The organism is Heyndrickxia sp. MSNUG, assembly GCF_049532715.1.
GTDB lineage: Bacteria > Bacillota > Bacilli > Bacillales > Cytobacillaceae > Mesobacillus.
The window spans coordinates 166,543-178,695 of the sequence record NZ_CP150978.1 but is presented as its reverse complement, the minus strand read 5'-3'; the positions used below and the strand labels follow the sequence as shown (position 1 = coordinate 178,695).

The 12,153-nt window shown below is 46.2% G+C and carries 7 protein-coding genes, 10 tRNA genes and 3 rRNA genes; 2 read left to right on the top strand and 18 right to left on the bottom strand.

All coding sequences use genetic code 11. The annotated features are described in order from the left end of the window. Nucleotides 1–21: 21 nt before the first annotated feature. From AABM38_RS01010 to AABM38_RS00945, 14 genes are all read right to left on the bottom strand, one after another. A tRNA-Ala gene (locus AABM38_RS01010) sits at nt 22–97 on the bottom strand. Nucleotides 98–100: 3 nt separating this feature from the next. Continuing rightward, nucleotides 101–175, bottom strand: a tRNA-Gly gene (locus AABM38_RS01005). A 72-nt stretch (nt 176–247) separates the two neighbouring features. After that, nucleotides 248–320 (bottom strand) — tRNA-Lys (locus AABM38_RS01000). A 212-nt stretch (nt 321–532) separates the two neighbouring features. After that, a tRNA-Gln gene (locus AABM38_RS00995) sits at nt 533–607 on the bottom strand. A gap of 55 nt (nt 608–662) precedes the next feature. Next, a tRNA-Tyr gene (locus AABM38_RS00990) sits at nt 663–747 on the bottom strand. 97 nt (nt 748–844) lie between these two features. Beyond that, nucleotides 845–920, bottom strand: a tRNA-Thr gene (locus tag AABM38_RS00985). Between the two features lie 16 nt (nt 921–936). After that, nucleotides 937–1,012: transfer RNA gene (locus AABM38_RS00980), tRNA-Val, on the bottom strand. A 10-nt stretch (nt 1,013–1,022) separates the two neighbouring features. Continuing rightward, nucleotides 1,023–1,094, bottom strand: a tRNA-Glu gene (locus AABM38_RS00975). Between the two features lie 19 nt (nt 1,095–1,113). Further along, nucleotides 1,114–1,186, bottom strand: a tRNA-Thr gene (locus AABM38_RS00970). 42 nt (nt 1,187–1,228) lie between these two features. Then, a tRNA-Asn gene (locus AABM38_RS00965) sits at nt 1,229–1,303 on the bottom strand. 77 nt (nt 1,304–1,380) lie between these two features. After that, a 5S ribosomal RNA gene (gene rrf, locus AABM38_RS00960) occupies nt 1,381–1,496 on the bottom strand. Nucleotides 1,497–1,615: 119 nt separating this feature from the next. Beyond that, nucleotides 1,616–4,550 (bottom strand): 23S ribosomal RNA (locus AABM38_RS00955). Between the two features lie 221 nt (nt 4,551–4,771). Further along, nucleotides 4,772–6,321 (bottom strand): 16S ribosomal RNA (locus tag AABM38_RS00950). The 16S, 23S and 5S rRNA genes sit together here with 10 tRNA genes alongside, the layout of an rRNA operon. Nucleotides 6,322–6,635: 314 nt before the next feature. After that, entirely contained in the window at nt 6,636–6,863 is a 228-nt protein-coding gene (locus tag AABM38_RS00945) for a hypothetical protein (protein ID WP_335376657.1), read from the bottom strand. Nucleotides 6,864–7,006: 143 nt separating this feature from the next. Between AABM38_RS00945 and pdaB the strand changes: the two genes are divergently transcribed. Continuing rightward, entirely contained in the window at nt 7,007–7,759 is a 753-nt protein-coding gene (gene pdaB / locus AABM38_RS00940; protein ID WP_423408740.1) for a polysaccharide deacetylase family sporulation protein PdaB, read from the top strand. Nucleotides 7,760–8,062: 303 nt separating this feature from the next. Here pdaB and AABM38_RS00935 read toward each other — a convergent pair whose 3' ends face one another. Then, the gene (locus AABM38_RS00935) at nt 8,063–8,728 is read right to left on the bottom strand and encodes a KinB-signaling pathway activation protein (RefSeq protein ID WP_423408739.1); all 666 of its coding nucleotides are present in this window, start codon (nt 8,726–8,728) and stop codon (nt 8,063–8,065) included. Nucleotides 8,729–8,873: 145 nt separating this feature from the next. On the opposite strand from AABM38_RS00935, the gene gerD reads away from it, so the two are divergent. Continuing rightward, nucleotides 8,874–9,509, top strand: coding sequence for a spore germination lipoprotein GerD (gene gerD, locus AABM38_RS00930; RefSeq protein WP_423408738.1), 636 nt, complete (start codon nt 8,874–8,876; stop codon nt 9,507–9,509). Between the two features lie 107 nt (nt 9,510–9,616). Here the strand turns inward: gerD and AABM38_RS00925 are convergent, their stop codons facing one another. The 3 genes from AABM38_RS00925 to AABM38_RS00915 form a co-directional block, all read right to left on the bottom strand. Then, nucleotides 9,617–10,669 (bottom strand): P-loop NTPase, encoded by a 1,053-nt coding sequence (locus AABM38_RS00925; protein ID WP_423408737.1) that lies wholly within the window; start codon nt 10,667–10,669, stop codon nt 9,617–9,619. A 160-nt stretch (nt 10,670–10,829) separates the two neighbouring features. Then, nucleotides 10,830–11,546, bottom strand: a complete 717-nt coding sequence (gene cwlD, locus AABM38_RS00920) for an N-acetylmuramoyl-L-alanine amidase CwlD (RefSeq protein WP_423408736.1) — start codon at nt 11,544–11,546, stop codon at nt 10,830–10,832. An 80-nt stretch (nt 11,547–11,626) separates the two neighbouring features. Beyond that, nucleotides 11,627–12,070: a YbaK family protein gene (locus AABM38_RS00915; protein WP_335376663.1), complete on the bottom strand. Its 444-nt coding sequence runs from the start codon at nt 12,068–12,070 to the stop codon at nt 11,627–11,629. Nucleotides 12,071–12,153: the final 83 nt, after the last annotated feature.

The following is a 12,153-nucleotide window of genomic DNA, read 5'->3' as shown; positions in this document are numbered from 1 at the left end:
AATGGTATTTATGTAGTGTAATGGTGGAGCCTAGCGGGATCGAACCGCTGACCTCCTGCGTGCAAGGCAGGCGCTCTCCCAGCTGAGCTAAGGCCCCATATGGAGCGGAAGACGGGATTCGAACCCGCGACCCCAACCTTGGCAAGGTTGTATTCTACCACTGAACTACTTCCGCATATTTTTATTATATTCGATAAAACCCCTAAAAATAAAGGATTAAGTTTATTCTTAGGGGTCTTAACATGAGTGAGCCATGAAGGACTCGAACCTTCGACCCTCTGATTAAAAGTCAGATGCTCTACCGACTGAGCTAATGGCTCATGAAGTTTAAATTAATTCAAAGTTGGACTTACACAATCAGTTTCACTGTCGCATCTTAGATGCTCGAAAGTCCTTACGGTCTTTCTCGCAAGTTGTCGCAGAAGCAAAACCAGGAAGTGAGCACCTTGCTCTACCGACTGAGTGAATCGCTAATAAGCTTAATCTACCCTATTTATCGTCCGCTAAGCATGAAATGCTAAAAGAAAATAAATGGCTGGGCTAGCTGGATTCGAACCAACGCATGACGGAGTCAAAGTCCGTTGCCTTACCGCTTGGCTATAGCCCAATGGGAAAAATAAAAAGGACATCAGTTACTTGTCCAATTTTAATATGTATTAAAATGGTGGAGGGGGACGGATTCGAACCGCCGAACCCTGAGGGAGCGGATTTACAGTCCGCCGCGTTTAGCCACTTCGCTACCCCTCCATAAAACAAATAGCTTCTTTACTAAGCTACATGCTCAAAAGACCTTCGGTCTTTCTCGCATCTTTCCACTGAAGTTTATTCAGAGATGTTAGAAAGATGGTGCCGGCGAGAGGACTTGAACCCCCAACCTACTGATTACAAGTCAGTTGCTCTACCAATTGAGCTACACCGGCGTGGTTTGAAAAAATATGGTGGAGGATGACGGGATCGAACCGCCGACCCTCTGCTTGTAAGGCAGATGCTCTCCCAGCTGAGCTAATCCTCCGTTTAAAAAGTGACCCCTACGGGATTCGAACCCGTGTTACCGCCGTGAAAGGGCGGTGTCTTAACCGCTTGACCAAGGGGCCATATTATTAATATTTTCAGAGCTTCCAAGCGGGCTCGAACCGCTGACCTCTTCCTTACCATGGAAGTGCTCTACCTGCTGAGCTATGGAAGCATTTTGCTGCCAGCTCAAATGATCAATGTCATTTAGAGATAATGGCTCCGCAGGTAGGATTCGAACCTACGACCGCTCGGTTAACAGCCGAGTGCTCTACCACTGAGCTACTGCGGAATAATGGTATTTTTCATAACTCTATGCAGTTGATTCGAATGCCTCATCCAGGAATGTCCAGGATGAAAATGCATCTTGCCCGGCGGCGTCCTACTCTCACAGGGGGAAACCCCCAACTACCATCGGCGCTGAGAAGCTTAACTTCCGTGTTCGATATGGGAACGGGTGTGACCTTCTCGCCATCGCCACCAGACATTTTTTCAAAGACAATATTGATTATACCGTCTTTTATGCATTTTGCAAGAGAAATTTTTCATTCCCTCAAAACTAGATAATGTGTAAGAAGAATTTAGAAGCACGAGTAATCTATATTTGGTTAAGTCCTCGAACGATTAGTATCAGTCAGCTCCACACGTCACCGCGCTTCCACCTCTGACCTATCAACCTGATCATCTTTCAGGGTTCTTACTAGCTTGCGCTATGGGAAATCTCATCTTGAGGGGGGCTTCATGCTTAGATGCTTTCAGCACTTATCCCGTCCGCACATAGCTACCCAGCGATGCCTTTGGCAAGACAACTGGTACACCAGCGGTGCGTCCATCCCGGTCCTCTCGTACTAAGGACAGCTCCTCTCAAATTTCCTGCGCCCACGACGGATAGGGACCGAACTGTCTCACGACGTTCTGAACCCAGCTCGCGTACCGCTTTAATGGGCGAACAGCCCAACCCTTGGGACCGACTACAGCCCCAGGATGCGATGAGCCGACATCGAGGTGCCAAACCTCCCCGTCGATGTGGACTCTTGGGGGAGATAAGCCTGTTATCCCCGGGGTAGCTTTTATCCGTTGAGCGATGGCCCTTCCATGCGGAACCACCGGATCACTAAGCCCGACTTTCGTCCCTGCTCGACTTGTAGGTCTCGCAGTCAAGCTCCCTTGTGCCTTTACACTCTGCGAATGATTTCCAACCATTCTGAGGGAACCTTTGGGCGCCTCCGTTACTCTTTAGGAGGCGACCGCCCCAGTCAAACTGCCCACCTGACACTGTCTCCCGCCCCGATCGGGGGCGTGGGTTAGAATTTCAATACAGCCAGGGTAGTATCCCACCGACGCCTCCACCGAAGCTGGCGCTCCGGTTTCTCAGGCTCCTACCTATCCTGTACAAGCTGTACCAAAATTCAATATCAGGCTACAGTAAAGCTCCACGGGGTCTTTCCGTCCTGTCGCGGGTAACCTGCATCTTCACAGGTACTATAATTTCACCGAGTCTCTCGTTGAGACAGTGCCCAGATCGTTACGCCTTTCGTGCGGGTCGGAACTTACCCGACAAGGAATTTCGCTACCTTAGGACCGTTATAGTTACGGCCGCCGTTTACTGGGGCTTCGATTCAGAGCTTCGCTTGCGCTAACCCCTCCTCTTAACCTTCCAGCACCGGGCAGGCGTCAGCCCCTATACTTCGCCTTGCGGCTTCGCAGAGACCTGTGTTTTTGCTAAACAGTCGCCTGGGCCTATTCACTGCGGCTCATCTAGGCTATTCACCCAAATGAGCACCCCTTCTCCCGAAGTTACGGGGTCATTTTGCCGAGTTCCTTAACGAGAGTTCTCTCGCTCACCTTAGGATTCTCTCCTCGCCTACCTGTGTCGGTTTGCGGTACGGGCACCTTTTATCTCGCTAGAGGCTTTTCTTGGCAGTGTGAAATCAGGAACTTCGGTACTATATTTCCCTCGCTGTCACAGCTCAGCCTTCACGCAAGCGGGATTTGCCTCACTTGCAGCCTTACTGCTTAGACGCGCATATCCAACAGCGCGCTTACCCTATCCTACTGCGTCCCCCCATTGCTCAAACGATAAAGAGGTGGTACAGGAATATCAACCTGTTGTCCATCGCCTACGCCTTTCGGCCTCGGCTTAGGTCCCGACTAACCCTGAGAGGACGAGCCTTCCTCAGGAAACCTTAGGCATTCGGTGGATGGGATTCTCACCCATCTTTCGCTACTCATACCGGCATTCTCACTTCTAAGCGCTCCACCAGTCCTTACGGTCTAGCTTCAACGCCCTTAGAACGCTCTCCTACCACTGACATCAAAGATGTCAATCCACAGCTTCGGTGATACGTTTAGCCCCGGTACATTTTCGGCGCAGAGTCACTCGACCAGTGAGCTATTACGCACTCTTTAAATGGTGGCTGCTTCTAAGCCAACATCCTGGTTGTCTAAGCAACTCCACATCCTTTTCCACTTAACGTATACTTTGGGACCTTAGCTGGTGGTCTGGGCTGTTTCCCTTTTGACTACGGATCTTATCACTCGCAGTCTGACTCCCACGGATAAGTCTTTGGCATTCGGAGTTTGTCTGAATTCGGTAACCCGATGAGGGCCCCTAGTCCAAACAGTGCTCTACCTCCAAGACTCTTACAACGTGAGGCTAGCCCTAAAGCTATTTCGGAGAGAACCAGCTATCTCCAAGTTCGATTGGAATTTCTCCGCTACCCACACCTCATCCCCGCACTTTTCAACGTGCGTGGGTTCGGGCCTCCAGTTGGTGTTACCCAACCTTCACCCTGGACATGGGTAGATCACCTGGTTTCGGGTCTACGACCACATACTCATTCGCCCTATTCAGACTCGCTTTCGCTGCGGCTCCGTCTTCTCAACTTAACCTTGCATGGGATCGTAACTCGCCGGTTCATTCTACAAAAGGCACGCCATCACCCATTAACGGGCTCTGACTACTTGTAGGCACACGGTTTCAGGATCTATTTCACTCCCCTTCCGGGGTGCTTTTCACCTTTCCCTCACGGTACTGGTTCACTATCGGTCACTAGGGAGTATTTAGCCTTGGGAGATGGTCCTCCCAGCTTCCGACGGGATTTCTCGTGTCCCGCCGTACTCAGGATCCACTCAGGAGGGAACGAAGTTTCAACTACAGGGTTTTTACCTTCTCTGACGGGCCTTTCCAGACCACTTCATCTACCCCGTTCCTTTGTAACTCCATGTAGAGTGTCCTACAACCCCAAGAGGCAAGCCTCTTGGTTTGGGCTATGTCCCGTTTCGCTCGCCGCTACTCAGGGAATCGCGTTTGCTTTCTCTTCCTCCGGGTACTTAGATGTTTCAGTTCCCCGGGTCTGCCTTCAATACCCTATGTATTAAGGTAAAGATACTGTTCCATTACGAACAGTGGGTTTCCCCATTCGGAAATCTCCGGATCAAAGCTTACTTACAGCTCCCCGAAGCATATCGGTGTTAGTCCCGTCCTTCATCGGCTCCTAGTGCCAAGGCATCCACCGTGCGCCCTTTCTAACTTAACCGTTTGACAATAAATTGTCGTGGTTGATTCTCTATTTAATAGAGAGAAAAACTAAAATGGCGATCACTCGGTTTTTCTTGGTTCTTCTTACTTACGATTATCTAGTTTTCAAGGAACAAAAAAGTTTTGAGGCACTTGCTCCCTCAAAACTAAACAAACAAGCGGTCAACAGTACGAATCATAAGATTCGCATTCCGATTGCCATTACGGCAATATCCTTAGAAAGGAGGTGATCCAGCCGCACCTTCCGATACGGCTACCTTGTTACGACTTCACCCCAATCATCTGTCCCACCTTAGGCGGCTGGCTCCAAAAGGTTACCCCACCGACTTCGGGTGTTACAAACTCTCGTGGTGTGACGGGCGGTGTGTACAAGGCCCGGGAACGTATTCACCGCGGCATGCTGATCCGCGATTACTAGCGATTCCGGCTTCATGCAGGCGAGTTGCAGCCTGCAATCCGAACTGAGAATGGTTTTATGGGATTGGCTTCACCTCGCGGCTTCGCTGCCCTTTGTTCCATCCATTGTAGCACGTGTGTAGCCCAGGTCATAAGGGGCATGATGATTTGACGTCATCCCCACCTTCCTCCGGTTTGTCACCGGCAGTCACCTTAGAGTGCCCAACTTAATGCTGGCAACTAAGATCAAGGGTTGCGCTCGTTGCGGGACTTAACCCAACATCTCACGACACGAGCTGACGACAACCATGCACCACCTGTCACTCTGTCCCCCGAAGGGGAACGCCCTATCTCTAAGGTTGTCAGAGGATGTCAAGACCTGGTAAGGTTCTTCGCGTTGCTTCGAATTAAACCACATGCTCCACCGCTTGTGCGGGCCCCCGTCAATTCCTTTGAGTTTCAGCCTTGCGGCCGTACTCCCCAGGCGGAGTGCTTAATGCGTTTGCTGCAGCACTAAAGGGCGGAAACCCTCTAACACTTAGCACTCATCGTTTACGGCGTGGACTACCAGGGTATCTAATCCTGTTCGCTCCCCACGCTTTCGCGCCTCAGCGTCAGTTACAGACCAGAGAGCCGCCTTCGCCACTGGTGTTCCTCCACATCTCTACGCATTTCACCGCTACACGTGGAATTCCGCTCTCCTCTTCTGCACTCAAGTTCCCCAGTTTCCAATGACCCTCCCCGGTTGAGCCGGGGGCTTTCACATCAGACTTAAGGAACCGCCTGCGCGCGCTTTACGCCCAATAATTCCGGACAACGCTTGCCACCTACGTATTACCGCGGCTGCTGGCACGTAGTTAGCCGTGGCTTTCTGGTCAGGTACCGTCAAGGTACCGGCAGTTACTCCGGTACTTGTTCTTCCCTGACAACAGAACTTTACGACCCGAAGGCCTTCATCGTTCACGCGGCGTTGCTCCGTCAGACTTTCGTCCATTGCGGAAGATTCCCTACTGCTGCCTCCCGTAGGAGTCTGGGCCGTGTCTCAGTCCCAGTGTGGCCGATCACCCTCTCAGGTCGGCTACGCATCGTCGCCTTGGTGAGCCGTTACCTCACCAACTAGCTAATGCGCCGCGGGCCCATCTGTAAGTGACAGCCGAAACCGTCTTTCAGCTTTTCCTCATGAGAGGAAAAGGGTTATCCGGTATTAGCTCCGGTTTCCCGAAGTTATCCCAGTCTTACAGGCAGGTTGCCCACGTGTTACTCACCCGTCCGCCGCTGATCTCCAAAAGCAAGCTAATGAAGATCCGCTCGACTTGCATGTATTAGGCACGCCGCCAGCGTTCGTCCTGAGCCAGGATCAAACTCTCCAAAAAAGAGTTATGAGTTAGCTCATAATTTAAAACGTTGGCTAGTGATCATCTATATAATAGAAGTCACTATAATATTGTTTGTTGACGCTTGTTTGTTTAGTTTTCAAAGAGCAATTTTATTATTCTGCCGCCCAGAAGCGACTTTCATAATATATCATGTGTTCAACTTGATGTCAATCACATTTTTTATTATTTCCACCGCTGTTTAATCGTTTTTTTGATTAGCTCAGCAGCGACGTTTATTAATATATCAAGATAACTCATTTGCGTCAACCGTATTTCTAAAAAAATATTAAAAAGCTTTTAAAGATATGTAATTAGCCTTTATACATACTTTTCTTCGCTGGCATATATTTAAGACATTCCTTAGGAGAAGCTATTCTTTTAAAGAGTGAAAACAGGATTTGGTATCTTTCTTTCATTGATCTTTTCACAACATGGTCAATCCGATCATCCTTTAAATCGAAAAGGATTTCGTCCATTTCTCTTTTGATTAAGTATTCAAGTTCTTTTAATTCTTTTTCATTGATCAGAACACCAAGCATACATACACTCCTGTTCATTTTCTCATAGTGATTGTAGTGTTATCTTTTTTGGGGATTTTTATAATCTTATTTTTTATTATCATATCTTTCAAAAATAAGAATAAAAATTAGACAAGGAGTGCATTGGACGAGGTGGTGAGAAAATGAATTTCTTTTTTGTATTAAATGCCAAATCGATTAAACAGGTTTTAGTCATCATGATTGCTGCTTTTTTCACAGCATGGTTCTTTTACATGGAAAATATGATTCAAATCCCTGCTTTCTCTGCAAAAGATGAACCGAAAGCTATTTATAGAGGCGAAAAGGATTTAGCCTTAACCTTTAACATTGGCTGGGGGGATGAAAAGGCTGAACCCATTCTGGACATCTTAAAGAAAGAAAAGGCAACTGCTGTAACCTTCTTTTTATCTGGATCCTGGGCTGAAAGGCACCCTGACCTGGTTAGCAGAATGGTAAAAGAGGGATATGAAATTGGGATGCTTGGTTATGAATACAAAGATTATACCGAGCTGGAGGATGATAAAATCAGGCGCGACATAATGAAGGCCCAGGAAGCATTCAAGAAACTCAATGTAAAAAACATTGAATTACTGAGGGCTCCTACAGGTCATTTCGACCAGCGCACTTTAAAAATCGCGGAGCGTCTTGGTTACACAGTAGTCCATTGGAGTCTCGATACGAAGGACTGGACTAACCCGGGAACTGCCGTTATAGCTGAAAATGCTGCTAAAGCAAAAAAAGGTGAGATTCTTTTAATGCACGCATCGGATTCTGCCAAACAAACAGCTGATGCACTTCCGCTTGTGTTAAAGGATATTCGTGGGAAAAACTTAAAAATGGTCACCGTTTCTGAAATGATCGCAAACGGAGACTCTAAATCAGCTGAAATAAAATAACCTTCTTATTTGGCATTAAATGGTCCGTTTGTCGACAAAGATTCGGTTCAAGAACCAGTTAATAAACCCTGTTGATTGGAGTGGAAGGCACGCAGACTCCTCCGAGAAAATGCTAATGCATTTCCATCGGGCGTGGGCCCCTTCGAGGAAGCTCTTTAGTGTCCTGCGGGCTCACTGCCAGCCCCGCGGAAAGCGAAGCGCCCGAAACGGAAATCAACAGACCCATTTTACATTCCAATCCAGAAAAAAGACTGTAGCCAGACTCGATTTCCATCGGCCTTGGCTACAGTCTGAACCGTCCAATTAAGCATTGGACGGTTTTTTTTGTGCTTTTTTATTCGCTTTCACGTTCCTATCAAGGGCTTTGCGCTCCTCAATCGATTTTTGATTTAATTTGTGAAGAACCAGCAGCTGATAGGCGTTACAAATTAACAACGGGAAGAGCATAAGGTATAGCCAGCTATGTTCGTTAACCTGCAAGACCGGAACCCATTCTATCACGGTTACAACCACCATGAAAAATAATGCTGGGATAAATGCATCTTTGTTCGTTTGTTTTGCTTTTATAAACGCTGTAACAAGACCTGCAATCAAAACAATGACTGCAAGTCCCAAGTATGGCAGGATGCTTTCCCCTTTTTCAGCAAATGAATTAAAACGAAAATAAACAAGATCAAATAATACAAAGGCAATCAGAATAACCTGAACCGCATTCCAAAGAGATTTAAAAACGCCAAGTCCAAAGCGATGGACGGTCAGATAAGCAAAGAATCCCATTTGGCTAAGAATGCTAAATATAAGTCCTACACCCATTAGCCATAATAAAATTGAAAGGAGCTCCATCATGCTAAAATCACTTAATAACTGCTGGAACTCATCCCAGCGGACAATAAAACCAACCACGCCTGTTGTCACAGCTCCTACAACAAGGGTAGTGAAAAATAAATGAACCCAATTACGGCTTGTCACAATTTTTTCCCCCATAAAAAAAATTACTGCACTCCTTGATTGTACCAATGCATGTATGAAAAATCTAGGTGCTCGCTTGGTGTATAACATTTTGCCTTATAACTCATTATAAGATTAGGGCTTTCTATGTGAAAGGGGAATGAACATGGAGAAGATAATGAAGTTTTTAATCCCCGCCGCCTTTTTACTTTTGGCTGCCGGCTGTGCTCCAACAGAGTCAGGCGGGGGACAAGTTGATTACGAAGAAACAAAGAAGATGGTCGTCGACATCCTTAAAACTGATGATGGCAAAAAAGCGATCCAGGAAGTGATGGGCGACGATGGCATGAAACAAAAATTAATAATGGACCAGCCGGTCGTAACCGATACAATCGAAAAAACATTAACATCTGAAAAAGGGATGGAATTTTGGAAGAAGTCCCTTGAGGATCCAAAATTCGCCGAAAGTGTCGCAAAAAGCATGAAGAAAGAAAATGAAAAACTGTTGAAAAACCTGATGAAGGATCCTGAATATAAAGGCATGATGATTGAGGTCATGAAGGATCCGGAACTGGAAAAAGAATTGACTACTCTTTTAAAAAGCAAAGAGTATCGTGAACACTTACAAAAAGTCATGTCTGAAACCTTTGAGAGCCCCCTTTTCAAGGCTAAACTGCAGGCCCTGATTGTAAAAGCAGCTGAGGAACTCCCAACTCAGAAACCTGAAGGCGGCGGAGATGGTGGCGGCGCTGGCGGAGGAGGATCTGGTGATTCAGGCGGTGGATCTTCTGGAGGACAGTAATTCATCAGTGAACTTCACTATAACAACAAAAATTAAAAAGCCTCTCCCTTTATGTTGTACGGGAGAGGCTTTTTCCTGTTTACTCCATTTTTAGGAAACAACAGTCATTACTTGTCGAGCATATGAATGACTTCTTGTGCGATGTTCGTATAAAGCGCGCCAATCTGATCATCTTCCTGGTAGATTGATGGAGCGAAATCTTCCTCGTTCCAGGTTGGCTGGCCTAATGGAAGCTTGCCTAAAAGCTTAGTATTCAGCTCATCAGCTAATTTTTCCCCGCCGCCTTGACCGAAGACATACTCTTTTTCCTCAGTCAGCTTGCTTTCAAAGTAAGACATATTTTCAATAACGCCAAGGATTTCATGTTCAGTTCTTAATGCCATAGCCCCTGCTCTTGCCGCAACGAATGCTGCTGTCGGATGCGGTGTCGTAACAATTATTTCTTTACATGTCGGCAGCATAGTATGGACATCTAAAGCTACATCTCCTGTACCTGGCGGCAAGTCAAGCAGCAGGTAATCAAGCTCTCCCCATTCAACCTCATTGAAGAAGCTGTTCAGCATTTTTCCGAGCATTGGCCCGCGCCAGATAATCGGTGCATTGTCTTCAACAAAGAATCCCATAGAGATTACTTTTACTCCATGTCTTTCAACTGGGATAATCCTTTCTCCTCTTACAACCGGACGCTTCGTGATGCCCATCATGTCAGGAACACTGAAGCCGTAAATATCAGCGTCGACCAGTCCAACTTTTTTGCCAAGGCGTGCAAGTGAAACTGCTAGGTTCACCGATACAGTCGACTTGCCGACTCCGCCTTTACCGCTGGCGATAGCAATGAACGTCGTTTTGCTATTTGGCGAAAGCAAGCCTTCCTCTTCAGGTGCCGCCGTCTGGAATTTCGAAAGGATCTCGGCAGGAAGTTCAGTGAATCTTAATCCAACTGTTTCAACCCCTGCTTCTTTTAAAAGGTTAACGATTTGCGTCTGGAGCTGCAGCTGTTCTGCTGTACCCGTTTTAGCAATCCCAATTTTCACGCTTACATGGTTCTTCTCTTCTTTGATCTTAATTTCTTCGATCGCATTTATTTCTTCGAGTGTTTTATGTAAAAATGGTTCCTTAAGGTCTTTTAAAAGTTCACGTACCTTAGCTTCAGATAACATAATGACACCCTCCTCTGTAAATTTTCATTTCAATGACAGTATAACACATTAGAATAATTACTAAGTGTTAAACCTATCACACATTTCTGAAAGATTATTCTTGCCTGATTAAATGTAATATAATCACCCTACATAAAAAAGAAGGATCCATGACCCTTCTTTAATTTTTCCAGAATTTTTGTTCATCAGTAAAATAGCGAAGCATTCCTTCATAAATGGAGGCCGCTACCTTTTCCTGGTAAGCCTCTTGTCTGAGGTTCGCTTCTTCTTCAGGATTGGACAGGAAACCAATTTCTACTAACACCCCTGGTTTATTTGTATGTTTTAACAGATAGATTTCATTTGCTGGCTTGGCTTTACGGTCTGTATTTTCCAGGTTCCGGCGCAATTCATCCTGGATCAATTTCGCCGCCCTTTTGTTTTCTTTAAAATGGGTAGAGTAAAATGTTTGGGCTCCCTTCCATCTCGGCGAAGGGATTGCATTCAAATGGATGGTGGCAAAAAAATCTGCCTCTGATTCATTAATCAAATCCAAACGCCTTTTTAAATCCTGGACCTTTCTTTTGCTGTATCCCTTTAGGCCTTTATCAGCAAGATCGACATCTGTTTCCCGAGTCATAATGACGAGTGCTCCCTGCTGTTGAAGGTAATCCCGCAATTTGAGAGCCACATTTAAAGCAATATCTTTTTCAAATGCTTCCTCTTCCCCCGCTCCTGGATCAACGCCGCCATGGCCAGGATCAAGGTAGATGATTTTTCCGGATAAGGGAAGATTCCATGATTCCCAGGAATCATTTTCAGCAAAATCGTACTGCAATATAAGGAACAGCACGGCCAGGCCGGCTGCAAATAAGATCATTTTGAATTTTTTCAGCATTTCTAAACCATCCTTCCCAGCTAGTCCCTGTTAATACACTATATGGGACAGGGCAATGGTTTAGAACTTTAGTCATTTCTCTAATGCAGCCTCAGTTTATATTTCTTTTCACCTTTCATAAAACCCTCCCGCCACCAGCCGTCGACATACTGCTCGCATAAATAATATAGCTCCTCCGATCCTGTACCTTCTTCACCCTTCCCCCAGAATAGGAAAAAGTTATACAAGGTATCAATCAGGTGCCGCTCCTCTTTATCACAGCGGTACTTAACGGATTCAACCGATTCGCCAAAATAACCAAACCGGCTGAATTTCGCACCAAGCAGGTACGCTTCAATCGCGACGTCGTAGCAGGCTTCTTCTATTCCTGAATTCATCACAAGATTGGAAGTCAGCCTTGATGAACCAAAATATTGTTTCACCCTGTTCTGCAGGATGTTAATTGATAATTCACGAAGCATGGAGCGTTCATATTTAATTTGTTTTTCTCTTCTCTTATCTACAAAAGTCGTTACGACGTTCAATATATTCTCACCCCTTAGGAAATAGTGTTCAACCGTCCCTCAGGTGTAATGCAATAATCAGGGACGTTTCCTTTTCCAGTTTT